General features: G+C 66.5%; 22 protein-coding genes and 1 pseudogene. 11 read left to right on the top strand and 12 right to left on the bottom strand.

Annotated elements, in window-relative coordinates; translation table 11 throughout:
* Window positions 1–224: 224 nt before the first annotated feature.
* On the top strand, window positions 225–3,458 hold the full coding sequence (locus AB0L58_RS09775; protein WP_364383911.1) for an AAA family ATPase: 3,234 nt from the start codon (window positions 225–227) through the stop codon (window positions 3,456–3,458).
* Here the strand turns inward: AB0L58_RS09775 and AB0L58_RS09770 are convergent.
* The 3 genes from AB0L58_RS09770 to AB0L58_RS09760 form a co-directional block, all read right to left on the bottom strand.
* A complete protein-coding gene (locus tag AB0L58_RS09770) occupies window positions 3,412–3,726 on the bottom strand; it encodes a hypothetical protein (RefSeq protein WP_364383909.1) in 315 nt (104 codons plus the stop codon). The genes AB0L58_RS09775 and AB0L58_RS09770 overlap by 47 nt on opposite strands.
* Window positions 3,727–4,371: 645 nt before the next feature.
* Window positions 4,372–5,157: a hypothetical protein gene (locus AB0L58_RS09765; protein WP_364383906.1), complete on the bottom strand. Its 786-nt coding sequence runs from the start codon at window positions 5,155–5,157 to the stop codon at window positions 4,372–4,374.
* A gap of 108 nt (window positions 5,158–5,265) precedes the next feature.
* On the bottom strand, window positions 5,266–6,960 hold the full coding sequence (locus AB0L58_RS09760) for a serine/threonine-protein kinase (RefSeq protein ID WP_364383904.1): 1,695 nt from the start codon (window positions 6,958–6,960) through the stop codon (window positions 5,266–5,268).
* 207 nt (window positions 6,961–7,167) lie between these two features.
* Here AB0L58_RS09760 and AB0L58_RS09755 point away from each other — a divergent pair, with 207 nt between their 5' ends.
* Window positions 7,168–8,787: an Ada metal-binding domain-containing protein gene (locus tag AB0L58_RS09755; protein WP_364383901.1), complete on the top strand. Its 1,620-nt coding sequence runs from the start codon at window positions 7,168–7,170 to the stop codon at window positions 8,785–8,787.
* On the top strand, window positions 8,784–9,302 hold the full coding sequence (locus AB0L58_RS09750; RefSeq protein ID WP_364383898.1) for a methylated-DNA--[protein]-cysteine S-methyltransferase: 519 nt from the start codon (window positions 8,784–8,786) through the stop codon (window positions 9,300–9,302). The genes AB0L58_RS09755 and AB0L58_RS09750 overlap by 4 nt, the downstream gene beginning before the upstream one ends.
* 91 nt (window positions 9,303–9,393) lie before the next feature.
* Here AB0L58_RS09750 and AB0L58_RS09745 read toward each other — a convergent pair whose 3' ends face one another.
* Both AB0L58_RS09745 and AB0L58_RS09740 read right to left on the bottom strand, forming a co-directional pair.
* Window positions 9,394–9,597, bottom strand: a complete 204-nt coding sequence (locus AB0L58_RS09745; RefSeq protein ID WP_364384568.1) for a YbdD/YjiX family protein — start codon at window positions 9,595–9,597, stop codon at window positions 9,394–9,396.
* A gap of 56 nt (window positions 9,598–9,653) precedes the next feature.
* A complete protein-coding gene (locus AB0L58_RS09740) occupies window positions 9,654–11,966 on the bottom strand; it encodes a carbon starvation CstA family protein (RefSeq protein ID WP_364383895.1) in 2,313 nt (770 codons plus the stop codon).
* 159 nt (window positions 11,967–12,125) lie between these two features.
* Between AB0L58_RS09740 and AB0L58_RS09735 the strand changes: the two genes are divergently transcribed.
* Genes AB0L58_RS09735 through AB0L58_RS09725 form a run of 3 tightly spaced genes read left to right on the top strand, consistent with a single transcriptional unit; the run spans window position 12,126 to window position 15,297 of the window.
* Window positions 12,126–13,463 (top strand): sugar ABC transporter substrate-binding protein, encoded by a 1,338-nt coding sequence (locus AB0L58_RS09735; RefSeq protein ID WP_364383892.1) that lies wholly within the window; start codon window positions 12,126–12,128, stop codon window positions 13,461–13,463.
* A 50-nt stretch (window positions 13,464–13,513) separates the two neighbouring features.
* Entirely contained in the window at window positions 13,514–14,392 is an 879-nt protein-coding gene (locus tag AB0L58_RS09730) for a sugar ABC transporter permease (RefSeq protein WP_364384565.1), read from the top strand.
* Between the two features lie 32 nt (window positions 14,393–14,424).
* Complete coding sequence (locus AB0L58_RS09725; protein WP_364384562.1) at window positions 14,425–15,297, top strand: carbohydrate ABC transporter permease; 873 nt, start codon at window positions 14,425–14,427, stop codon at window positions 15,295–15,297.
* 37 nt (window positions 15,298–15,334) lie between these two features.
* On the opposite strand, the gene AB0L58_RS09720 is transcribed toward AB0L58_RS09725, so the two are convergent.
* A complete protein-coding gene (locus tag AB0L58_RS09720) occupies window positions 15,335–15,763 on the bottom strand; it encodes a VOC family protein (RefSeq protein ID WP_364383889.1) in 429 nt (142 codons plus the stop codon).
* A gap of 156 nt (window positions 15,764–15,919) precedes the next feature.
* Complete coding sequence (locus AB0L58_RS09715) at window positions 15,920–16,831, bottom strand: helix-turn-helix domain-containing protein (protein WP_364384559.1); 912 nt, start codon at window positions 16,829–16,831, stop codon at window positions 15,920–15,922.
* A gap of 247 nt (window positions 16,832–17,078) precedes the next feature.
* On the opposite strand from AB0L58_RS09715, the gene AB0L58_RS09710 reads away from it, so the two are divergent.
* Window positions 17,079–18,002, top strand: a complete 924-nt coding sequence (locus AB0L58_RS09710) for a zinc-binding dehydrogenase (protein ID WP_364383886.1) — start codon at window positions 17,079–17,081, stop codon at window positions 18,000–18,002.
* Between the two features lie 4 nt (window positions 18,003–18,006).
* Here the strand turns inward: AB0L58_RS09710 and AB0L58_RS09705 are convergent, their stop codons facing one another.
* The gene (locus AB0L58_RS09705; RefSeq protein ID WP_364383883.1) at window positions 18,007–18,387 is read right to left on the bottom strand and encodes a type II toxin-antitoxin system VapC family toxin; all 381 of its coding nucleotides are present in this window, start codon (window positions 18,385–18,387) and stop codon (window positions 18,007–18,009) included.
* Window positions 18,388–18,569: 182 nt separating this feature from the next.
* Between AB0L58_RS09705 and ychF the strand changes: the two genes are divergently transcribed.
* The gene (gene ychF, locus AB0L58_RS09700; RefSeq protein WP_364383880.1) at window positions 18,570–19,670 is read left to right on the top strand and encodes a redox-regulated ATPase YchF; all 1,101 of its coding nucleotides are present in this window, start codon (window positions 18,570–18,572) and stop codon (window positions 19,668–19,670) included.
* A 206-nt stretch (window positions 19,671–19,876) separates the two neighbouring features.
* On the opposite strand, the gene AB0L58_RS09695 is transcribed toward ychF, so the two are convergent.
* Complete coding sequence (locus tag AB0L58_RS09695) at window positions 19,877–20,773, bottom strand: LysR family transcriptional regulator (protein WP_364383876.1); 897 nt, start codon at window positions 20,771–20,773, stop codon at window positions 19,877–19,879.
* A gap of 48 nt (window positions 20,774–20,821) precedes the next feature.
* Between AB0L58_RS09695 and AB0L58_RS09690 the strand changes: the two genes are divergently transcribed.
* Both AB0L58_RS09690 and AB0L58_RS09685 read left to right on the top strand, forming a co-directional pair.
* The gene (locus tag AB0L58_RS09690) at window positions 20,822–21,547 is read left to right on the top strand and encodes an SDR family NAD(P)-dependent oxidoreductase (RefSeq protein WP_364383873.1); all 726 of its coding nucleotides are present in this window, start codon (window positions 20,822–20,824) and stop codon (window positions 21,545–21,547) included.
* Between the two features lie 55 nt (window positions 21,548–21,602).
* Complete coding sequence (locus AB0L58_RS09685) at window positions 21,603–22,136, top strand: zinc-binding dehydrogenase (protein WP_364383870.1); 534 nt, start codon at window positions 21,603–21,605, stop codon at window positions 22,134–22,136.
* A gap of 64 nt (window positions 22,137–22,200) precedes the next feature.
* Here AB0L58_RS09685 and AB0L58_RS09680 read toward each other — a convergent pair.
* Window positions 22,201–22,740: pseudogene (locus AB0L58_RS09680) on the bottom strand (HTH domain-containing protein); the annotation flags it as partial.
* Here AB0L58_RS09680 and AB0L58_RS09675 point away from each other — a divergent pair.
* Window positions 22,720–22,908, top strand: coding sequence for a hypothetical protein (locus AB0L58_RS09675; RefSeq protein WP_364383867.1), 189 nt, complete (start codon window positions 22,720–22,722; stop codon window positions 22,906–22,908). The pseudogene AB0L58_RS09680 and the gene AB0L58_RS09675 overlap by 21 nt on opposite strands.
* Here the strand turns inward: AB0L58_RS09675 and AB0L58_RS09670 are convergent.
* Together AB0L58_RS09670 and AB0L58_RS09665 are read right to left on the bottom strand one after the other, a co-directional pair.
* Entirely contained in the window at window positions 22,887–23,615 is a 729-nt protein-coding gene (locus tag AB0L58_RS09670) for an SDR family oxidoreductase (RefSeq protein WP_364383864.1), read from the bottom strand. The genes AB0L58_RS09675 and AB0L58_RS09670 overlap by 22 nt on opposite strands.
* Window positions 23,616–24,366: 751 nt before the next feature.
* Window positions 24,367–24,843 (bottom strand): nitroreductase/quinone reductase family protein, encoded by a 477-nt coding sequence (locus AB0L58_RS09665; RefSeq protein WP_364383861.1) that lies wholly within the window; start codon window positions 24,841–24,843, stop codon window positions 24,367–24,369.
* Window positions 24,844–24,914: the final 71 nt, after the last annotated feature.

The following is a 24,914-nucleotide window of genomic DNA, read 5'->3' as shown; positions in this document are numbered from 1 at the left end:
GGTCGGCGGACAACGCGCTCGAGCCAGTCGCTTGCCTCGGAGAATCCGTGCCGGGCAGCGTCGGGGTGGTAGCGCTGTCCACACCCCGCGTGTCCGCAGCCGAGCACCGGCATCTGATATCGCGGCAGGTCCGTGTGGATCGGCGCAGCGTCCGCACAATTCGTTGCCGACCGGACGACGCGGCGGATGGTGTTCGCGGCGACTGCGGTTACCAGGAGCGCTGAGTGAGGCTGCACCGGCTGGAGATGACCGCATTCGGCCCGTTCGCCGAGACCACGGTTGTCGACTTCGACGCGCTCGGTGCGGATGGACTGTTCCTGCTGCACGGGCAGACCGGTGCCGGAAAGACAACGGTGCTGGATGCGATCGCCTTCGCGCTGTACGGCAGTGTGCCGGGCGCACGCGGCGAAAGCAAACGGCTGCATTCCGATCATGCCGACGAGCAGACGCCGCCGCGGGTGGTGCTGGAAGCGACGCTGGGTGGCCGACGAGTGCGGTTGACGCGCTCGCCGGAATTCCAGCGGCCGAGTAAGCGGGCCAAAAGCGGCTGGGTCAAGGAAAATGCCGCCGCGACGCTGGAATGGCTGGACGGACGCGGCGCGAACCTCGCTCGCCTGACCGATATCGGCGACGAGATCATCAGGCTGCTCGGCATGAGCGCGGACCAGTTCTTCCAAGTCGTGCTGCTGCCCCAGGGCGATTTCGCGCGATTCCTGCGCGCGGAGAACGAGGAACGCGAGAAGCTGCTCGAAAAGCTCTTCGACACCGAGCGTTTCGGCAGTGCCGAGCAGTGGTTGGCGGATAAGCGCAGGGCCTCGGCCGCGGATGTGGACTCGCGCAAGCAGAGCATCGATCGGTTGATCGCGCAGGTCGCGGTGGCGGCGGGGGAGACGGCGGCCGAACCCGTCGGGCCGCTGGAGGCGGTCGGCTGGTCGCAAGATCTGCTCGTGACCGCGCGTACCGAACTGAGCACGACCGCGGCGGAAGCCGAACGCTGCCAACAGGAATCGGCCCGCCTCATGTCCCGGGCCGAGGAACAGCGCCGTCTGCACGAACTGCGCCGCCGCATGACCGCGGCCCGCGAGCGGCTCGACGAATACGCGGCCACCGCCGCGCACCGCGCCGCTCTGCAGGCCGAACTCGAGTCGGCCCACCGTGCCGCGCCGGTCGTCGAGGCCGTCGATGCGGCCCGCGCCGCGGTAATGCACGCCAGGCGCAAATCCGACGAAACCCGCCGTATCGCCGCACGATTGGCCGCGCTGCTCGCCGAACCCGCGGGCGCGGATATCGCAGGTAATGAGCTGATCACGGTGGAGCCCGACGCGGACGGGACGCCGGTCGTCGTCGCCGGCGCTGACGTCGATGCGGCCATCAGACGGTGGAGCGCCCAGATCGGCGCGCTCGACGAAGTGCGCGCCGACGCGACCACCGCGACCCGGCTCACCTCCGAACTCGCCACGCTGCGCGAGGAAGACACCGCACTCACCGGCCGGGTGGACAAACTGACTCGGATGCGTCGGCAACTGCCCGAATCGATCGCCACCATCGAGACCCGGCTGCGTGAAACCGCCCAGGCCGCAGCGGAACTGCCCACCCTGACCGCCGAATGCGAACGCCTGCAGGCTGCGGCCAGGGCGGCGGTCGAACTCGCCGGTCGCAGCACAACTCTCGACCACGCCCGGATCGAATGGGAATCGGCCCGCGCCGCACATCTGGATGCCAGGGAACGCGTACTCGACCTGCGCGAGCGCAGGTTGGCCGGTATGGCCGCCGAACTCGCCGGTCAGCTGATCGACGGCGAGCCGTGCACGGTCTGCGGTTCCGCCGAGCACCCCGCACCGGCCCGCGCCACAGCCAGCGCGGTATCGAAGGAGGCCGAGGATGCGGCGGCCACCGCCGAACGCGCGGCCGAGGACTCCCGCGACCGCGTGCAGGCCCGAATCACGGATCTGGAACGCGAAATCGATACGCTCATCGCTCGCGGCGGCGATGCCGATGGCGTGGAGCTGGCCGCCGCCCTGCGCGCGGCCACCGACCGCTACGAAGACGCTGCCGAACTCGCCACCCTTTCCGACAGCCTCACCGCCGAACTGTCGCGCCTGCGCACCGACGAATCGCGCCTGCACGACGAACTCCGCGAATCCGATACCCGCCGCAGCACCGTCACCACCCGAATCGCCGCCGCCGCCGCGCGCCTCACCGAACTCACCGACCGCCTGCGCGCCGCCGCGGGCGCCGACGAAACGATCGACCGCCGCCGCACTCGCCTCGACACCCTGATCGGCGACGCCACCGCCCTCCGTGACGCCCGCAGCGACGAGTCGGCTGCGGCCGATCAGGTCACGATGGTCGCCGACCGAGTCGAAAGCCTCGCGCTGACAGCGGGGTTCGTCATCGAGCAGGCAGACAGTTCCGTCGCGACGCACGGTCCGAATGCTTCGCGGGTCACCGATCCCGAGGGCGCGGGCAATAGCGATGCGGTCACCGATGGCTTCCGTGCTGGAGCGGTATCCCATTCGACCGAGGGGAGCGAGGTCACCAGGGGTGCGGCAGCCGAGGCCGGCACGCGGCGGCGCGACGACGTCGCCTTGTTGACGGCATACGCGCGAGTGGTCAACGCTGCCTCACGAACCTCGCAGCGGTGCAACGAGATCGAAGCGGAATTGGTCGCCGCGGATCGGGCTCGCGCACATGCCGAGGCCGTGCTCGCCGAGCCGGAGATCCGAGCTGCCGCATCGAGCGAACCCGGCGATCTCGCGGAGTTGCAGTCCGCTGTGTCGGCCGCGCAGACCCAACTGAACGCAGCCGTCGCCGCGCACGCCGAGGCCGCCCGGCGGGTGAACCTGCTGGAGGATCTGGGTGGTCAGCTGTGGGCCGCGGTCGATCGGATCGCTCCGGTCCAGCGTGCCCACGAGGAGCTGGCGGCGCTCGCGGAGGTCGTCGCGGGCCGAGGCGAGAACAATCGTCGAATGTCGCTGCGCTCCTATGTACTTGCCGCCCGGCTGGAAGAGGTGGCCTTGGCGGGTTCGGTTCGCCTGCGTCGAATGTCGGGCGGCCGCTACGAGTTCGTGCACTCCGACAAGGCGGGCCCGCGCGGTCGTCGTGGTGGCCTCGGCCTCGATATCCGCGACGACTACACCGGCGCTGTCCGCCCCGCCAAAACCCTGTCCGGTGGCGAATCCTTCATGGCCGCACTGTCATTGGCGCTCGGCCTCGCCGACACCGTGGCGGCCGAATCCGGCGGCGTGGTGCTCGACACCATCTTCATCGACGAGGGTTTCGGCGGACTGGATGCCGACACCCTCGACGCCGTCATGGGCGTGCTCGACGAACTCCGTGCTGGCGGGCGCGTGGTCGGCGTGGTCAGCCACGTCGACGAAATGCGCCAGCGTATTCCGAGCCGGTTGCACGTCATCCGCGGGCGAGCAGGCTCGCACCTTCGTACCACTGTCGCCTGAGCAGACCGTCATTGCGTGGCAAGCGTGACAACTGCGCCGGGACGATATCGGCCTTGATCCGCGCGGCCTCGACACGAAGCAGCACAATCGCCGCCAGCACCGCAATGGTGACAGCGAGCGCGAGCAGTCGCTGCTTCCATGATCCGCCCTGCCGAGACTTCGGGCCGCCCGCCAGGATCCAGCCGTGCGCGGTGACAGCCAGCCACCACAGCAACACGATGACCTCGAACCACGCGTCCCGCACGAAGCAGGCGAGGAGGGTGACCAAGCCCGATCGTGATCGCCGTCGTGGTGACGGCCAGGTGGCGTCGCCGCAGCATCGAGTACCCGATGCCGAGCAGCGACGCGTTGCCGAGTGCGACCGCCTGGGTCGCACGGTCGGTACACCTGCATCGTTCGGTCCATTCGTCGGCCTTTCCGAGGCACCTCGCGGAAATCCGAAGTCAGGCACCGTTTCCGGAACGAGTACCCGTCGGACGTATCCCGGCCGCGTCCGAGCGAGACCCCTCGACTGCTCGGTCACCCCGTTCGGTAGATCCTCACCTTGGTTCGAACATGCTCTCCCGAGCGCTTCCGGACCGGTCCGGAGTAGCTGTCCATACGCTGGTTCGCGTATCCTGAGTCCCAATTGCATTGGTAGAGAGGGATTTCGCGTGTAGCCGAAGGGTTCGGGGCCGCCGCATACGCTGCGCGTTGCTCATACTCAACGGCTGTGGTTCGTCGCCACCAGACGAACCGTCGGACATATTCCTGGAATATCCGAGTTCGACCGAAGTCGTCGGGCGACCGATATCGCGGTCGCGAAGCCGAGGACCGCTTCGCGGGCATGGTTGTGCGGCGGGATGGCCGCGGCGGGCTAGTGCACGGCCGCGGCATTATTCGTCGCTCGGCGTAAGCGGCTAGCGGACCGAGCTCAGGGGCCGTCGAGGAGTTGGAGATCGCGGGGGACGATGGTGGTCGACTGGATGAGTTCCTGCAGCAGGTTGTGATTGAGCATATTGCCGATCGGTTCGGTGAGTTGATCCCTGGTCAGCCCGGGAACCGGTTCGTGACCGCAGGCGCGCGCGTACTTCTCATCCGAGAGGCGCGCACGGACGCGTCCGATCACATCGGCGACATGTCGGTCGGTCCAGCCCGCGTCCGGTTGCAGCGCGTGCAACAGCGCGGCGGTCTCCTTCCAGGTCCACGGCTGTGGCCAGCGTTCCTGGTAGAGATACGGCTGGCCGAGTGCGACGAGCGCCAGCTTCTCGTCCGGTTCCAGCGGCCACGGCTCGGGCTGCTCGGTGAGGTGCTCATGCCTGGGTGCGGGCAGATCGCCGTCGAGGCCGGTGACGTAGATCTCGAGCAGGTGTTCGCGATTGTGGGATCCGCGAATGAACATCGGCGTGTAGCCGGTGTCGAGCGGGAATGGTTCCTCACCCTCGAAGACGAGCCGGGCCTGCGGCAATCGAATGGGCACGCTGCCGATATTGTCGAGATGCCAGTGGCTGCGCCGGTAGGTCAGGGTTCCGTGCACACGGCTGATCCGCAGGTCGTCCCCGCCGACGCCGACATCCACCTGTTCGAGATTGCGGCCGAATTCGATGAAGTTCCCGTCATGCGGCGTGCCGTGGACTCCGCCGGCCATCGACAGCACCGAGATCGTGCCCGGCGCGGTGCCGCCGGCTCCTCTCGCCAATCCGTGATCCGACGGGGACATCGGATACACGCCTTTGCGTCTCGGCTTTCCCTGCGGCACGACGACCTCCTTGTCTTCGGTCTGGTCCGATCCGAGCGTCGCACCGGGTGCACCGGACCGGTCCGCGCGTCATCTGGTCAGGCTGGCCGCCACGGTTGTCGCGAGATCGGTGACGGTCGCGCAGCGCTGCTCGGCCGGCTGCGATGCGTGGAACTTGACCACGACGACTTCGGCCCGATCACTGCTCGATGTGCCACGGAAGCGGCGGTACTGGATCTGCACGATGCAGTCGTCGGTGTCCTTGGCACCGGATCGGCGAAAGCTCGGCAGACCCGCGAGGGTCAGCGGCTGTCCGGCCTCCGCGGTCTTCGGCGCGTCACGGTCGTAGCGCACCGTGACGTGACCGTCGATGGTGCTGTTCCAACGGCACGACCACCGAGCGAATCCGGGGGCGGGATGCACCGCGTCGACGCCCGCCACCCGGGACAGGGTCGGTACGTCCACCAGGGCGCAGGCGTCGCGCCATGCCAACGATCCGGTCGGGAAGGTGCCGGGTCGGCGCGGGATCGGGTCGTGCAACAACATATCTCGTGCGTGGTCGGCGGTGATATCGGCCAGCACACACGGGTCCGGGCCGTTGGGCGTCTTGCGTTCGCCGACTATCGCGACATTCGCACTGCCCGAAAGCATCAGGGTCCGAACGCATCTGGTGCTGCCCGCGGGTTCCGATGCGATGGTGACATTTCCGACGCGGGTGAACGACACCTGCGAGGTCTGCTCGGGCGCTTCGACGGACAGCGTCAGCCGGACCTGGCCGATATCCGGGTGGAAATCCTCACCCCACTGTCGCACGCGCAGATCGCAGCTATCGAAGTTGGCACCGTCGCTGCTCAGATCGATCCGCCCGAACTCGGCCAGCGTCGTCGGTTCGAGCAGCGCGCACGGGTCGGCCGATTGCGGATCGCCGAACGGATCCGGCGCCGCGACACCGGGCATTGCCACACCAGCCGCCACCAGCAGCGCCACCACAATCACCTCGGCGGCGCCGAGCGCAACCCGTCGCAGCAGCGTGCGATCCCAGTCGCGCGGCGTCTGCTCGAGGCTCGCGAAGCGGGCCGCGGCCGTTGCGGCAGCGGGGCGGTGGTTCGGGTTGGGCAGCGTCAGCTGGGTGAGCAGGGCCTCGAACGGCCCCGGTCGGCGCTGCCGTTCGGTGACCGCGAGCAGCGAGGTCGCGAGTGCGTAGACATCCGACTTGGGGCCGGTGGGACCGCCAGCCGCGACCTCGGGTGCCAGATACCGCCACTTGCCACGCGCGGCCTCGAGATCCGGGGTGTCGCCGGTGCCCGCATTGCGCAGGTCGAGCGAGCTGCCGAAGTCGGTCAGGAAGGCGTCACCGTCATCGGCGAGGATGATGTTCTCCGGGGAGATATCGCAGTGCAGGATGCCGCGATCGTGGCAGTGTGCCAGCGCGCTCGCGATCTGTTCGCCGACCACGGCGGCGCGGGCCGGGCCGAGTTTGCGTTGGTCACGCGCGATCTCGGCGAGTGAGTAACCCGGCACGTACTCCGTTATCAGCCAGCACACGTTGTCGTGCTCGAAGATGTTGAATACGCCGACGATATGTTGATGCCGCAGGGCCGCCGCATTGCGCGCGGCGGTGCGCAGCCGCCGGGCACTGTCCGGATCGTCCGGGCGCGGACATTTGAGCACAACATCGCGGCCCAGATCCGCATCCGTCGCCCGCCAGGCCATCCCCTCGCCACCGAGCGTGAACAGTTCCCGCAATGTGTATCGGCCCGCGATGCGGTCTCCGACGCCAACCATGCGCCCGCCCTCGTATTCGGCCCATATCCCGATATTCCGGCCCAAATCTCGCGAAGGCAGTGTAACGCCCGGCGCTACATTCCGTTGTGCTGCTCGGCAATTCGAATTGTCGCGGGTGCCCACCGGTTGACTTGTTCGCGCCCGCCATAGGGGTCTATGGCGGATTTCCGCTAGCGTCCGATGCGGGTTGCTGCCATTGTGGATTAAGTGACGATCACGGCTTTGGATTTCGAGCGCTGCTATCGGGCGGTGTCGACCCGGGACTCCCGATTCGACGGCCAGTTCTTCACCGCCGTGCGAACTACCGGAATCTATTGCCGCCCTTCATGTCCGGCGATCACGCCGAAACCTTCCAACGTGACGTTCCTGCCGACGGCCGCTGCGGCGCAGCAGGCAGGATACCGGGCCTGCCGTCGCTGTCTACCCGATGCCGCACCCGGCTCACCGCTGTGGAATACCCGCGCCGACCTGGCCGCGCGGGCCATGCGACTGATCGGCGACGGCGTCATCGAGCGCGGTGGCGTGCCCGCGCTGGCCGCTTCGCTGGGCTATTCGCAGCGCCAGCTGACCCGGGTGCTCACCACCGAACTGGGGGCCGGTCCGCTGGCATTGGCCAGGGCACATCGCGCGCACACCGCGCGGCTGCTGATCCAGACCACGACCATGCCGATGTCCGATATCGCCTTCGCGGCCGGATTCGCCAGCATTCGCCAGTTCAACGACACGGTCCGCGAGGTGTTCGCGGTCAGTCCGACCACCATGCGCACCGAGGCGCAGCGGGTGACCCGCTCCGGCAGCCACCTCGTACCCGCCACCAATGGCGCACTGACGTTGCGGCTGCCCTTTCGGGAGCCGCTGGACCGGGGCTGGCTCGAGTGGTTCCTCTCCTCGCATGTCGTACCGGGTATGGAACTGTGGGAGGACCGCGCCTACACCCGCAGCCTGCGCACCCCGCACGGACATGCGACGACGCGGCTGAGTTTCCAGCGCGACCACGTGCGCGCCGAACTGTCCCTGCACGATATGCGCGATCTCGCACCGACCGTCGCCCGACTGCGGCACCTGCTGGACCTGGATGCGGACCCGGTCGGCGTCGATGAGGCGCTCGGCGCGCTGCCCGCCGCTACCGACGTCATCGTGACGTCCGGACGAGATCTCCCGGACGCCGGTGCGGCACCGGCCGAACACCCCTTCAATGTCGGTGCGGCCACCGCCCGCCGTGCTCAGGCGCGCCCGCCGTTCACGCCCGGTATCCGTGTGCCCGGCTCTTTCGATGGCCCGGAGTTGTTGCTGCGCACCATGATCGGTCAGCAGATTTCGGTATCCGCCGCCGCCACCCACACCGCCCGGCTGGTCGCGGCGCTCGGTGAGCCGATCGACGGGCCGGTCGCACGTCTGTTCCCGACACCGGCCGTGATCGCCGAACGCGGAGCCGAGGTATTGACCGGTCCGGCGCGACGGACCCGCTCGATTATCGGCGCGGCCTCGGCTCTCGCCGCCGGCGATCTGGTGCTGCACCAGGGACGCACCGCCACCGACCTGCGCCGGGACCTACTGGCACTGGACGGTGTCGGACCGTGGACCGCCGACTATGTGACCATGCGGCTGCTGGCCGATCCGGATGTCCTGCTCGACACCGATCTCGTTGTCCGCCAAGGCGCCACCCTGCTCGGCGTCGATCTCACCGATACCGCACGCTGGGCACCGTGGCGTTCATATCTATCCATGCAGCTATGGAAGGCCGCGCTCGCCGGACGCAAAGCCGAACCCCCGAAAGCCTCCGCGACGAAGTCCGTCGCCGCACCGAAAGCGAAGACTCGATCGTGACAACCGATTTCGCGACCTGCGACACTCCGATCGGCGCGTTCACCGCGCTGGTCGATGCCGATGGTGCCGTACTCGCCTCCGGCTGGACCGTCGACGCCGAGAACTTGCGGCAGCTGATCCACCCGAGTCTGCGGCCCGGTGAGTTACGCGAACGCGATGATCTCGGCGCGGTGACCCGCGCGATCACCGCCTACCATCGCGGCGAGCTGACCGCGATCGATGCGATCGAGGTGCGTCAGCGATCCGGTGAATTCCTCATGTACGCATGGGAAGTGTTGCGCAAGATCCCCGCGGGCGATCCGGTCACCTATACCGAATACGCCGCCATTTCCGGGCGTCCCGATGCCACCCGTGCCGCCGCCAATGCCTGCGCCCGCAATGCCGCGGCGCTTTTCGTGCCGTGCCACCGAGTCCTGCGCATCGGGGGAGCGCTCGGCGGGTTCCGGTGGGGCCTGCCGGTCAAGCGTCGGCTGTTGGATCACGAGCGTGGCGAAGCCCAGTTGACCATCGAATAGTCGTACACCGGAACGCTCACCCGGACGACGACCGCGCGGCAGATGTGGCAGCGCGGCATCGATGCCCATCCGGGTGCGAATCCGCTCCCGTTCAGCAGCAGCGATTCTGCGGACTGGTATCCGCATCCGCGTGGCGCCGCCGCCAGTACTCGCGCTCCGACGGAATCTCACGACTGGGGTGATTGCGTTGCAGATGGTCCACATAGCGCTGGTAATCCTGGCCACCCAGCACCGCATTGAACCATGAGGCGAATGCGCGAACCTTTGCGGCACAGACATTTCCGGCGACCCGCAGCCGCCGAATGGCGGCCGGTCGAGGCGACCGGCCGTCATTCGGCGGCGCTGCTGCGGTCAATGTACGGCTGGTTCCGCTGTCGCGCCCTTGGCATGTGCGGCGCCCGGTGCCCGGACCTGCCCCGATTCGATCAGGGCGTCCCATTCCTTCTGCACCGCCTTCTCTTCGGCAGTGGCGATGAAGCCACGCGGTGCGAAGATCTTCGACGGTTCTTCCGGCGTTTCGCTGCTCGGTCCGCCGCCCGCCCGCCAGGCTCGGTAGCAGACCACTACACCGACCACCGCGACGACCAACACCAGCACCGCGAAGATGATCGACAACGTGCCCTGGATGAACGTGTTGCGCACGATCTTGTCCATATCGCCGGCATTCTTGGCTTGCCCCAACACCTTTCCGGCAGCGCGGGCGGCACTGTACTGACTGTGCTGCTTCCAGTAGCCGAGCTTCGGATCGGCGGAGAAGATCTTCTGCCAGGACGCGGTCATGGTCACGGTCAGATCCCAGATCAGCGGTAGCGCGGGGATCCACGCCCACTTCACCAGGCCCTTCTTGATCAGAATGGTCAGCACGACGGTGAGTGCGATCGCGGCAAGCAGCTGATTAGCGATGCCGAACAGCGGGTAGAGCGTGTAGATGCCGCCGAGCGGATCGGTGACACCCATCAACAGCACCGACCCCCAGGCCGCGACCACAATGGCCGAGCACAGCCACGCACCGGGCCGCCACGACGGATCCTTGAACTTCTTCGCCGGACCACCCAGATTGCCGAGCGAATCCGAAAGCATGAAGCGCGCGACACGGGTACCGGCGTCGATGGTGGTGAGGATGAACAGCGCCTCGAACATGATCGCGAAGTGGTACCAGAACGCCTTCAGCCCGGAGCCGCCCAGGAATCCGGACATCACCTGGGACATGCCGATCGCCAGCGTCGGCGCGCCACCGGTGCGCGAGATGATGCTGGTCTCGCCGACATCCTTTGCGGTCTGGGTCAACTCACCCGCGGTGATCGGATCACCGCTCAGACCGAGGGAATTGGTATAGGCGGCGGCCTTCTCGGCGGTGCCGCCGGTGAGTCCGGCGCCCGCGTTCATGGCGAAGTACAGGTGCTGGTCGATAATGCTCGCGGTGATCATCGCCATGACCGCGACGAACGACTCCATCAGCATGCCGCCGTAGCCGATCATCCGAGCATGCGACTGCTTCTCCAGCAGTTTGGGCGTGGTACCCGAGGACACCAGGGAGTGGAATCCCGACAGCGCACCGCATGCGATGGTGATGAACAGGAACGGGAACAGGCTGCCCGCGAAGGACGGACCGTTGCTGTTGTGCGCGAACTGCGATACGGCAGGAGCCTTCAACACCGGCATGGTGAATACGATGCCGAGGGCGAGTAGGCCGATGGTGCCGATCTTCATGAACGTCGACAGGTAATCGCGCGGCGCGAGCAGCAGCCACACCGGCAGCACCGAGGCGATGAAACCGTAGATGATCAGCAGCCAGGCGATGGTGGTGCCGGACAGCGTGAACAGGTCTCGGCCCCAGCCGGATTCGGAAACCCAACGCCCGGAGATGATGACGAAAAGCAGCAGTGCGAAGCCGACGATGGATACCTCGCCCACCCGGCCCGGCCGCACGAAGCGCAGGTACAGACCCATGAACAGGGCGATCGGGATGGTCATGCCGATGGAGAACACGCCCCACGGGCTGCCGCCGTGCAGCGCGCCGTCCGGACCCTTGACCGCGGCCAGTGCCTGCACGACCACGATGCCGAGCACCGCGAGCAGGATCATCATGATCACCAGCACGGCAATGATCGCGGCGACGCCGCCGATCGGACCGAGTTCGTCGCGGGCCATCTGTCCGAGGCTGCGCCCACGGCGCTTCGACGAGGCCCACAGCACCAGGTAGTCCTGCACCGCGCCCGCGAGGACAACACCGACGATGATCCAGATGGTGCCCGGGAGATAACCCATTTGCGCGGCCAGCACCGGTCCGACCAGTGGACCGGCACCCGCGATGGCGGCGAAGTGGTGTCCGAAGAGCACCCGCCGGTCCATCGGCATGTAGTCTTTGCCGTTCTCCAATTCCTCGGCGGGGGTGGCCACATCGTCGCGTGGCTTGGTGATCCGGTATTCGATCAGCCTGGCGTAGAACTGGTAGGCGGTCACATAGGTGCAGATCGCCGCGACCACGATCCAGACGGCGTTGACGTTCTCACCGCGCGAGATGGCGAGGACGGCCCAGGCGATCGCCCCGACGACCGCGATTGCTCCGAAGATCGCCTTCTTCCGTGGTGTGATCGGGGAGTGATCGACCACCCCGACGGGCGGCAGATCGGGATCCGTCCGCAAATATTCGATTGTCGCCATCCGCTTACTCTCCTGTAAAACGCGCAGGATGCTGCTCAAACATGTGACAACGTAGCCGATCGGTGCTGCCGATCGGGCTGGTTTCCCATCGGCTTTGGACAACGTTAAGTTTTGTTCGTGTGTCGGCCGTCACGTCGGTGTTGCCGAACGTATGCTGCCATGCGATTCCGCCAAGCTCCACACCCGCCTGGAGGAGGGCTCTCGTTGCGCAGGCGTACGCTGCTCGGTTCGGTGCTGGCCGCGCCGCTGCTCGCCACCGCCGGCTGCGGATCCGATGACGACGCGCTGACCTTCTTCTTTCAGGCCAGGCCGGAGGAGGCGCGGGTCCGGCTGAAGATCATCGACGAGTTCCAGCGGCGGCATCCGGATATCCGCATTCGCACCATCATGTCCGGGCCGGATCCGCTACAGCAGATGCTCACCTACTGCGCGGGTGGCAAATGTCCCGACGTCATGATGGCGTGGGAGTTGCTTTATGCCGGACTCGCCGAGCGCGGGGTGCTGCTGGATCTGCGCACGCTGCTCGATCGGGAGCCCGAATACGCTGCCGCACTGCGTACCGACAGTTATCCGGCGCTCTATGACACCTTTACCTACGGTGGTGGGCAGTACGCGTTGCCGGAACAGTGGTCCGGGGTATTTCTCTACTACAACCGGAAGCTGTTCGCCGCTGCCGGAGTGACCGCGCCGACCCGGTGGCGGGATGCCTGGTCGTTCGCCGAATTCCTCGATGCCGCAAGGGAACTCACGCTTCATGAGGCATCGGGGCGGACCCCGCAGTGGGGGTTCGCCGACGCCTGGGTGCCGTACTTCTCGGCCGCGTGTTTCGGTATGAACAATGGGGCCGAGTGGTTCTCACCGTCGGTGGATCCGACCAGGACCAATCTCGGTGATCCTCGGTTCGCCGAGGGGTTCCAGTTCTATGCCGATCTCGCGGTTCGCCATCGGGTTGCACCGAAAGTCGCTGACCAGCAGTCGGTTTCGGCCCCAGATCTGTTCCGCCGCGGGCGGGCGGCGATGGCGATGGGTGGGCACTGGCTGTATTCCGAGTTCGCAGGACAGGATGATGTGCCCATCGATGTCACGGTGTTGCCGGTCGGCCCGCATGGCGGGCCGGGGGCGATCACCGATGTCGGCAGCACCGGGTTGTCGATTGCGGCGGACAGTCCGCGCATCGAACAGGCATGGGAATTCGTCAAATTCGCGACCGGGCCGGTGGGACAGGCCATTATCGCGGCCTCCGGACTGTTCGTGCCCGTGCTGAAATCCGCAATGGGCTCGCCTGGCTTCGCGGCCGCGCATCGCGAGATAGGCAACCTCCAGGTGTTCACGGAGGGGCCGGAGCATTCCCGAGCGCTGCCGGTTACTCCGGTGTGGGGCAAGGTTTCCGCGCTGTTGGAGCGCGGTGGCAACCGGGTGCTACGCGGTGCCGCGACCGCCGAGTCCGTGAGCGCGTCCCTGACCGCCGACATCGATAAACTCCTGGAATCCTCGTGACTATCCGGCTTCGGCAAACCGTGAATGGTGCGCCACACGAAAAGGGGCAGCTGGCGCGGCGGCGCGAGCGGGCGGGTTGGGTGTTCGTCGCGCCGAATCTGGCGGCGGTAGTGGTGTTCTTGCTGTTCCCGCTGGGGGTTTCGTTGTATCTGAGTCTGCACTCGTGGGATTTGTTCAGTGCGCCGCGGTTTGTCGGAACAGCGAACTATCGGCGGCTCTTCGCTTCGGATCCGTTGTTTCTCATCGCATTGCGCAATACCACGGTGTTCACGGTGCTGACGCTGGTGCCGACGGTGGTGATCGGACTCGCCGTTGCCGCCGTGCTCAACCGAAAGCTGGCCGGTATCGGGATCTTTCGGACCATCGCGTTCCTGCCGTTGGTCGCCTCGACAGTGGCCATGGCCGTGGTGTGGCGCTTCATCTTCACCACCGATGACGGGCTGCTCAATATCATGCTCGGCTGGGTCGGGATCGATCCGGTGCCCTGGCTGACCGACCCGGATTGGGCGCTGGTCTCGCTCAGCATCGTGACCGTGTGGAAGAGTGTGCCTTTCGCGACGGTCATCCTGCTGGCCGCGATGCAGGGGGTGCCCGAGACGCTGTACGAGGCGGCGCGCATCGATGGCGCAGGGGCACTGCGCCGGTTCTGGTCGGTGACGCTGCCGTTGATTCGTGGGCCGCTGTCTTTCGTTTTCGTTATCACCATCATCAACTCGGTGCAGGCCTTCGATCAGGCCTATGCGCTGACCGGCGGTAGCGGCGGGCCGGAGACCGGGACCTATCTGCTCGGAATCATGTTGTTCCAGAACGCCTTCGGGTTCTACGAGGTCGGCTATGCGGCGGCGCTGGCCTGGGTGATCTTCGCGATTCTGCTGGTACTGACGCTATTGCAGTTGCGGTTCGCGCGCCGCACGGAGGTGGAATTGTGAATACGTACGAGATCGTTCGGCGGTCGCTTCCGATGCGGATCGGTGTGTGGGCACGCAGTACCGGTCGGGTGGAACGGGCCGTGCTGCGCCGGACGGTACGCGGTGTCCTGCTCTACCTGGCGCTCATCGGCATCGCCTGGTGTGCGCTGTTTCCGATCCTGTGGGCACTGTCGGGCTCGTTGAAGCGCGATGGCGAGATCACCGAGCCGACACCGGTTCCCGCGCATCCGCAGTGGTCCAACTATGGCAAGGTCTTCGACCTGCTCCCGCTGGGACGGATGCTGGTCAATACCGCGTGCTACGCGTTGTGTGTCACCGCGGGGCAGGTATTTTTCTGTTCGCTTGCAGGATATGCGTTCGCGCGCTTGCGATTTCGCGGACGCGACGTGCTTTTCCTTGCATACCTGGGCACGTTGATGGTGCCGCTGACGGTTACCGTGATCCCGCAATTCCTGATCATGCGCGCTTTCGGCTGGGTGGACACACCATGGGCGATGATCGTTCCCGGCCTGTTCGGCAGCGCCTTCGGTACCTATCTGATGCGCCAATTCTTCCGAACGTTGCCCGCCGAACTCGAGGAGGCGGCGATTGTCGACGGCTGCACCACTTGGCAGGTCTTCTGGCGAGTGCTGTTGCCGCACACCCGTCCTGCGCTCACGGTGCTCGGGGTGCTCACCTGGATCACCGTCTGGAACGACTTCCTGTGGCCGCTGATCATGATCCAGCGCAACGACATTGCCACCGCCACCTTGGGTTTGGTCCGGCTGCAGGGCCAGTACCACACGCAATGGCCGATTCTCATGGCCGCGGCGGTGGTCGTCGTGCTGCCACTGGTGGTGGTGTACGCGATCGCACAGCGGGCGTTCGTCCGTGGTATCGCGGCATCGGGTCTCGGTGGACGTTGACGGCCGCGCTGCCGACGGCCGCCGTCGTCCACGCGAATTACTCGCCCCAGTAGGTGCCGAAGCTCCAGAGGTTGCCCTCCGGATCCCGGACGGTGAAGCCGCGCGAACCGTAGTCCTCATCGCGCAGGCCGCGCACCACCTCCGCGCCCGCGGCCACCGCACGGTCGTGCAGGGCATCGGGTTGCTCGCAGACGAGGTAGATCGAATCGGTACCCGGCCCGCGGGCGCAGAACGGGTTGTCGCCCTTGCCGATGGAACTGAACATGATTCCGCCGCCGAGTGGCCAGCGCAGCTGACCGTGCTCGATGAACGACGGATCGTCCTCGCTGGCGTAGAGCGCGACCTCTTCGAAGCCGAATGCGCCGGTCAGAAAGGCCACCACGGCGCGCGCGTCGGTGAAGTTGAGGCACGGCCAGACGGCGGTGCGGGTTGCTGTGGACGGTGCGGAATTCACTGGTGTCGTCATGCATCCAGCCTCACTCGCGGGACCTCGCCGGGTCTTGGACGGATGGAATCTGCTTCCGATTCATGGTCGACAGCTGTGGGCGGTTGATCATTTCGGATAGTTGTTCGCTCGCCGCCGTGGCGCTGAAGTCCTGGCTCGGCAGAAATCAACCAGGGATCAGCCAGTCGATGTCTCTGCCGTCAGCCACGCGGTTGGGCTGCAACCGGCCAGTTCCGCGAAGTCGCGGTCGAGGTGGGCTTGGTCGTAGTAACCGCAGGTTGCGGCGACCTGGGCAATGGTCACGTACGACGGTGTGTGGCCGAGGATTCGTCGGGCGCGTTCGAAGCGGGCGATCCGAGCGGCGAGTTTCGGACCGAGCCCGAACTCCGCACCGAAGCGGCGAGCCAGATGTTGGCGGCTCCAACCGATCTGCTCGGCGAGCCGCCCGATCTGTGCCGCACCATCGGATTCGACCAAAGTTCGCCAGGCCCAAGTCAATTCGGGCGTCACCAGTCGATCGTGACAGGCCAGCGCGGTCAATACCCGATCACAGGCGGCGAACCGCTCCGGCCAACTCGACAGCTCCTGCAGTTCCTCCCATAGCTGCCGCCCGACCGGCCCGGCCACCTCGGCGCATTCCACCGACGTATTCCACAGCGCACTCGCGGGCATCCCGAATAGGGCCCGGCTCCCGAGCGGGGTCAATTCGATCCCGATCCCTTCCTGATAGCCGCTGTGCGAAATGACCGCCGAATTGGCCTGCAGCCCACTGAGCACACACCGGTAATCCTCCGGCGACTGCCGCGCATCGGTCTGCGCCACCACGGCGATACTCGGCCCGATCGACACGATGAACGTCATATGCCGCGACGGCAGTCCCCGATGCAATCCGGGTGCGAACCCGCTCAGGCGATACCCGACGTACCCATCGATGAACGCCGCGAGCGCGGGTGCCGGACGCGCCGTCACCACTTCGGTGGTCGGCTCCATACCGGCCAACGCTACGCCGCCGGTCGGCTGTCGCAAGCCGAGTGGATGGACACCGGACCCGGTCGCCGGGCCGTCGCGGCTGATCCGGATGGCGAACATCACGGTGCGATCGACAGCGGTTCGGTGAGAGCGTTTCGCCGGTCGGCCGATGAGCTGCGATGCGCGCACAGTTCGGTGGACGAACTCGCCGACACCCCGCGTCGTGCGTGGACTCGGCTAGTCCGACGAGAGCGCCTCGCATCCCGACCCGCCGCAGCGGTGAGATTCCGCACTCGGCGCGGTAAATAGATGGGCGTTGTCGCAGCGCCGGGCTACCGTTACCGCTCCTAAGGATTTTGGAGGTGTTATGCGGCGGGTGCAATACCAGCGCAGCGGTGGTCCAGAGGTACTCGAGGTCGTATCGGCCGAGGTGCCGACGCCCGGCCCGGGTGAACTGCTGGTCCGGGTCGAGGCGATTGGTGTCACCCTGCCGGTGGTTCGCAAGGTGCGTGAGCCGCGGGAGCCGATCGCCCTGGGCGGCGAGGTCGCGGGCGAGGTGGTCGCGGTCGGGGAGGGCGTGACCAGCTGTATGCCCGGCTACCGGGTGACCGGATTGGTCTTCGGCCACGGCTACGCCGATTACGCACTGCTATCGGCCGCGATGGCCTCGCCGATTCCCGACGGCGCCTCCGCCGTCGATGCGGTCGCATTGGTCCGCAGCGGTTTGGTCGCACTGGGTGCCCTCGATGCCGCGAATCCCGAGCCGGACGAGTCTGCCCTGATCACCGCCGCCGCCAGCGGCGTCGGCCACCTCGCCCTGCAGTTGGCGCGGGTGCGCGGCGCCGCGCGTGTGGTTGCGGCGGTATCGGACCTCGCCAAGGCCGACTTCCTGCGCGATCTCGGTGCCGACGAGGTAGTCGCCTACGACCAGGAATCCTGGGGTGCGCCGGTCGACTACGTCCTCGACGCGGTCGGTGGCGACCTGCTCGCACCGGCCATCGCCGCGCTGGCCCCCGGCGGCCGACTCGTCGCTTACAGTTCGGGCGGCGGCACCATCCAGGCCTACGACCTGCTCGTCGGTGCGAAATCGGTCATCGGCTTCCAAATGGCCCGCATTGCCCGCAACTCCCCGGACCTGTACGAACACTGGCGCCAAGAACTCTGGCAATACTTCGCCTCCGGCCTGCTCCGCCCGATTGTGCACGCGGAGTTCCCGCTGGAAGACGCCGCCGAGGCGCACGCCGTCATCGAGGACCGCTCGAACCTCGGCAAGGTCATCCTGATCCCGTGACGCATTAGCGTGCGTCTGGGTGCGTGACCGGCGACAGCGTCACCAGATCCTCGAGTCCGACGAAGTCCGCTGGGTCGACGGTGAAAAGCGGCAGCTCGTGCGCGGAGGCGATTGCCGCGATCATCAGATCAATCCTGCGCGGTTTCGGATTTCGCCCCGCTGCGAGCACTGCCGCAGCGACGTGGCCGTAGCGGCGGGCCGCGCGAGTGTCGAATGGCAGCGGCTCGAACAGTGCCTCCGCGTTTTGCACACGTTCGATTCGTCGGGCACGTTCGCCTGGGTCTGTTGTGAAATGCGGTCCGGCGGTGAGTTCTGCCATCGTCATCGAGCTGATGAGGATCTCGGCAGGCAGCTCGTCGGGGTCGACCGCGTCGATGAGGATCAAGACGTTGGTATCGGCAAGACCTCGCTCGTGGCTAGCGCACGTCAGCGCCTCGCCCGGTCGGGCGCTGCGGAAGGCCGATGTCGCGCCGCGTAGACTCTCATTCTCGTGAGCGAGCGTGCGAGCGAACCATTCAACACAGCGTCCGAGACGTACGCGGCTGCCGAGCGAAGCGAGGTAGCCGCGTGAGTCTCACCCTCGGAATCGTCGGCCTGCCCAATGTCGGAAAGTCGACGCTGTTCAATGCGCTGACCAAGAACGACGTGCTGGCCGCGAACTATCCGTTCGCGACGATCGAGCCGAATGTCGGGGTGGTTCCGCTGCCCGACCCGCGACTGGACAAGCTGGCCGAGATCTTCGGTTCCCAGCGCATCCTGCCCGCCGTGGTGTCGTTCGTCGATATCGCGGGCATTGTGAAGGGTGCGTCCGAGGGCGCGGGACTCGGCAATAAATTCCTCGCCAATATCCGCGAGGCGGATGCCATCTGCCAGGTGGTGCGCGTCTTCGCCGACGATGACGTGGTGCACGTCGACGGGCGCGTCGACCCGCTCGCCGATATCGAGGTGATCGAGACCGAGCTGATCATCGCCGATATGCAGACGCTGGAGAAGGCGATCCCGCGGCTGGAGAAGGAAGCCAAGGTCAAGAAGGACCGCAAACCGCTGCTCGACGCGGCCAAGGCCGCCCAGGAAGTGCTCGACAGCGGCAAGACGCTCTTCTCCGCGCGCGCCGAACTGGATGGCGAACTGCTGAAAGAACTTTCGCTGCTCACCAGCAAACCGTTCCTCTACGTCTTCAACGCCGACGAGTCGGTACTCACCGACGAAACCAAGGTCGCCGAACTGAAAGCCGCTGTCGCACCGGCGGATTCGGTTTTCCTCGACGCCAAGGTCGAAGCCGAACTCCTCGAGCTCGACGACGAATCCGCCCTGGAGTTGTTGGAGTCGATCGGCCAATCCGAGCCGGGCCTGCACGCCTTGGCCCGCACCGGTTTCCACACCCTCGGTCTGCAGACCTACCTCACCGCCGGTCCGAAAGAGGCCCGCGCCTGGACAATCCACCAGGGCGACACCGCCCCCAAGGCCGCCGGCGTCATCCACACCGACTTCGAACGCGGCTTCATCAAGGCCGAAGTGGTCGCCTACGACGACCTCATCGCAGCAGGCTCCATGGCCGCCGCCAAAGCCGCGGGCAAGGTCCGCATGGAAGGCAAGGACTACGTCATGGCCGACGGCGACGTAGTCGAGTTCCGAACCGGAATAGCGTCACCGTCCAAGAGCAAGTAGCGCTTGTGGGCTGGTGAGAAGCCCGCGAGCCGGCTGAGCCCCACCCGGAACCGGGTGGGGCTCAGCCGTTTTTTCTGGTGGTCATTGCAGCGTGACCGTTTTGTTCAACGTGGCGGATCTCTTCCTGGGTCGTGCGCTGCGGCCGAGCAGGTTCGGCCCTGGCCGCTTCTAACAGCGCGACATGCGGCATTTGCGGATGTTGTCGGCTAGAGGCGTGTCGCCGTGCGGACGAGGTCGGCGATGGCTTTGGATCTGCTGTGTGGTGGCCAGGCTATGACGGTCGTGACGGCCGGTGCGTCCGGCACCGGCACGATGGCGTGATCGTCGCGTAGCTGGGCGCGGAGCGACTCGGGCATGACCGCGCAGGCCCGTCCGAGCCTGATCAGCTGGGTCAGCTGGGTATGGTCGCGAACCTGCGGGCCGGGGCCGTCCGGATAAGTTCCATCCGGTCGAGGCCAGCGCGGCAGGGGCAGGTCCGTCAGGGCGTTGACCTCGGCCGTCGATAGGTGGGGTCGGTTGGCGAGGGGGTGCCCGGCGGGCAGGACCACGACCTGCTGTTCGGTGTGCAGGTCCTCGGTGTCGAATCCGGTCGTCGTGTCGTAGGGCCGGTGGAGTAGAGCGACGTCGGCACTTCCGTTGCGTAGCATGCTTTCCGCTTCGCCAGGCCCGCACAGCACCACCTCGACGGTGACAGCGCCGGGTTCGGTGGCGTAGGCGTCCAGCAGCTTCGACAACAGTTCGCTCGACGCTCCTGCCTTGGTGGCCAGCACCACGCCGGGCCGGTCGGCAGCGGCGCGGCGGGTGCGGCGCTCGGCGGCTTCGACCGCTTCGAGAGCGAGCCGGGCCTCCCGCAGCAGCACCGACCCGGCCTTGGTCAACGTGATCGCGCGCGAACCGCGGTACAGCAGAACGACTCCGAGTCGCCGTTCCAGCTGCTGGATCGCCCGCGACAGCGGTGGTTGCGCCATCGCGAGCCGTTGTGCCGCCCGCCCGAAGTGCAACTCCTCGGCGACGGCGACAAAGTATCGCAACTCCCGCGTCTCCACCATGTCATCGTATCCGGCGCTTACCACGGCCAATACCCGTGCGGTATCGTCGTCCACCCGATCGGTCTTGGAAGCCCCACCCGAGTCCGCAGCATGATCGACGGCATGAGTGAATCGACGATCGTGCTGGTGACCGGCGCGAACAAAGGAATCGGATACGAGATCGCGGCGGGCCTGGGCGCCCTCGGCTGGCGAGTCGGTGTGGGCGCGAGGGATCGGCAACGCCGCGAGACCGCGGTGGAGAAGTTGTGCGCGGCCGGGACCGATGCGTTCGGCGTGCCGCTCGACGTGGACGACGACGCGAGTGTCGCCGCCGCGGCCGAGCTGATCGCCGACCACGCCGGAGGGCTCGACGTCTTGGTCAACAATGCCGCGATCACCGGCGCTATGCCGCAGACACCCACCACGCTCGATCCCGCGACCGTGCGAACTGTCGTGGAAACCAACGTGATCGGCGTCATCCGGGTCACCAACGCGATGCTGCCCATGCTGCGCGGCTCGGCTTCACCGCGCATCGTCAACATGTCCAGCAGCGTCGGCTCGCTCGCCCTGCAGACCACGCCCGGCATCGACATGGGCCCGCTTCCCACTGCGTACGCGGCGTCGAAGGCCTTCCTCAACGCCGTCACCATCCAATACGTCAAGGAACTGAGCGACACCAACATCCTGATCAACTCCGGCTGCCCCGGCTTCACCGCCACCGACCTCAACGGTTTCCGAGGCGTCCGCACACCACAACAAGGGGCGGCGATCGCGATTCGGCTCGCGACCCTGCCCGACGACGGACCGACCGGCGGATTCTTCGACGACGCCGGAACCGTGCCCTGGTGACCACGAGTGGCTGCAAAGCCACGGCGTCATCCCCGTCGCATACGGTGACGGCGTCATGGACCGGCTCGAGGCCGCTGCACCCAACGGCATCCATGCCTTCATCGACACCTACGGCGACGGGTACGTCGAACTGGCCTTCGCTCTCGGCGTGGCACCCGAGCGAATCGACACCATCACCGATTTCGCAGCAGCCGCAAAGTACGGGGTCAAAACCGAACCCGGAACCAAGAACAGGCCGGCCGCCGAGGTGCTCGCCGAACTCGCCGGCCTGATCGCCGCCGGACACCTCGCAGTCCCGATCGCGAACGTCTACCCGTTGACGCAGGTCCGTCAGGCCTACACCGAACTCGAACGCTTCACTGTGGCCAGAGGTTATTCGGCTTCGGGACTTGACTCGGCCAGGCCGGGTAGCCCCGTGTTGGCGGCGGGGCGTCGGAAGTGGTTGCATGCCAGCGCTATTCATCGTTCGTCGAACGGAGGGACGAGATCGTTGGCTCACGGTTTCTGGTCGATGTCAAGTGGGTCGAGTTCAGATTCGATGTGTAGCGGATCAGTGTCTGCCAGGCAGCTCGTGTATCGCTGCTGGTAGCGACTCTGCTGAGCCACATCCGGCGATCCTGGTGGGGCTCAGTCGTTTTCGCTGATCGGCGGCGTAGCCATTCCGAACCGCGCCGCACAAGGCCGATCGGGTCCACCGTGCGCCACTCCGGGGTCTGGTCCACCGCCGCGTAGTGAATGCGCAGCTTGTGTCCGGCGAAAACCGCGCGCCGGACCTCGGTCACTACGGCGTCGGGCACCTCCTCGGCAACCAGTCGGCGCGAGAGGAGGTCGGTCTCCGGGTCGATAAGCAATCGCTGGGCCGCGCCGGCCGCGGTGGCCCGATAGCTTTCGGGTAGTGCGTCGACCACCTTGCGCATGGCCGAAGCGAGCGCCGAGCCGAGGCCGAATGCCTGTGCGCCGCGCCGTGATCCGGCGACCAGCAGGGCAAGCGCCTCGTCGTGGTTCAGCCCGGTGAGCTCGGTCTGGAAACCGGGTAACAATGCGAAACCGCCGTGCCGCCCGCGTTCGGCGTAGACCGGGACGCCGGCTGCGGACAGCGCCTCGATGTCGCGCAGCACCGTACGAGTGGATACCTCCAGCTCGCGGGCCAGCGCGGCCGCGGACGGCCGTCCGTGCTGGCCCAGCAGCAGCACCAGAAAGTCGCCACCGAGCCGAATGACCTGGGCAGGTACTTCATCGAGCGCGCCGACGCGGGCGACGTCGACGGGCTGGTGGCGTTGTATGAGCCGAACGCTGGGGCTTGGCTCTTCGCGGTCGGCGCGCCTGGGCTGCGCGCGGGTCAGGAGAGCCAGTCGGCGTAACGGGTGGGGGCTAGGTGGGCGTCCTTGTCGGTGAGGACGTCACCCTTGACGGCGGCGAACATGCCGGCGGTGGGGTCGGTGACGACGGTACGGTTGTCGCCCTGATAGGACAGGGTGATTCGGCCCAGTTCATCCAGGGCGAAGATCTCGGGCCCGGCGATTTTGCGAACGCCGTTCAACGGGGCACCTGCGGCGACCTCTGCTACCGCGGCGGCGACGTCCTTTGCGGCGATCGGCTGGATCGGTGTGGCGGGCAACCTGACAGTGTCACCGTCGGTGGTCCAGGAGAGGACGGCGTCGATGAACTCCATGAACTGCGTCGCTCGAACGATGGAGTAGGGGATCGGCCCAGCCGCCAGGATGTTCTCCTGGAGCACCTTGGCTCGGTAGTAGTCCAGCTCAGGCACCAGCTCCGCGCCGACGATCGAGAGGATCACGAAATGGCCGACGCCCCCCTTCTGGGCGGCGGTCAGCAGGTTGTCCATCGAGGTCTGGAAGAAGGTGAGGGAGGTTTCGTCGAAGGTCGGGGAATTGGTCAAGTTGACGATGCCGTCGGCGCCGGCCAGCGCTTCGTCGAGTCCCTTGCCGCTGATGACATCGACCCCGGTGGAATGCGAGTGCGGTACCGCCTCATGTCCGGCGGCGTTGAGATTCTTGACGACCTGAGATCCGATCAGTCCGGTGCCGCCGATGACTGCGAACTTCATGAGATTCCTTTCGTCGGGAGTATCGACCTGCCTGATTCCGCGAATCTCTAGGTACTGCCTGCGCTTGTGCAGGCCAGCCCGCTGTGGGCTCCTAGGGTGTGGCGCGGTAGAGCTCGGCTGCGGTGTGTCGCCGAGGAACGTCTGGAGATACCGCAGCGTCGTGTCGGGTTCATCGTGGATCATGTGCAGCGCGCGCCGATGGTTCGTACGACGGCCTGGACCACAAGGCGTCGTATGTGCTGCCGACCAGGGGCGGCATCGATTATGCCATCGTGCAGTCAGCGCAGGTCCATGCCGTAATCGAGGAACGATCGTGCGGATGACGCGGCCCGGGGCGAGACCGGCGTGACGCGACGTGATCCGGGCGAAGCAACCGGGGCGTATACCGCCGACCGGCCGGGGTCGGGCCCCGGCGGGCAAGGAACCAGAGCAGCGTTGACATCGCGTAGCCTGCACGCCTCCCGCATGCGCGAACCCCGCGTCGACAACGGCGCGGTTCGCCCGCACGCAGGACGCGGCCCAGGCTGACGGTGGCTTTCAGTTGGGAGCCGGCGGGCACCTCGAACGATGGGTTGCCGCTGAACGAGGTGTAGGTCCGCCAGCGCCTCGGGGTTTTCACGGCAAGATTGCCCGCGGCGAATCGGCGGGCCGGCGCCGAAACCGTTCTCATCAATTCCGGAAAAGCCGATCATGCTGACACCGAAGAACTTTCGGTTGCACCCGGCAGTGCGGTGCATCCGGATCGCTTCGGTCAGTCGTGGGCGGTGTGGGGGTGGAGCAGGATGACCGGGATTTCGCGCTCGGTCCATGCTTGGTAGGCGTCGACCAGTCTCGGCCATAGACGAGCGCGCTGTTGCGCGTCGGCGGTAACCGCGCGCACGGCATGGCGTTCGCGCCCGATCTGGATGTGGGTGTCGGGGTCGGCAAACAAGTTGCGGTACCACTGCGGGTGTTCGGCGCGTCCGCCCTGGGACGCGACAATGATTGTGTCGGCGCCATCGGTGATGTAGAGCAGTGGCGTGGTGTAGGTGGTGCCGGATTTCCGGCCTCGATGTTCGAGCAGCAGCGTTGGTACCGGTTTGCGGAATCCGGCGCCGATGCGCCATTTTCCGCCGATGCGTCCACCTGTGCGTTTGTAGACCCAAACCTGGGTCTTGCCCATGTATTTGAAGATCTTCGGCAAAACCGGCGAGTCGAGTTGCCTGGGGCGTGGTGGAGTTGCGGTCATTGTCTTCCTTCGATCCGGCCAACCGAGCTAGACCATACATCCAGTGGCATGTGTATGGTCAAGCCTTGTGT

It is taken from the genome of Nocardia sp. NPDC052112 (genome assembly GCF_040680135.1).
In the GTDB taxonomy this organism is placed as follows: Bacteria; Actinomycetota; Actinomycetes; order Mycobacteriales; family Mycobacteriaceae; genus Nocardia.
Note: the sequence above shows the minus strand (reverse complement) of the source record. Positions and strands in the feature narration are given on the sequence as shown.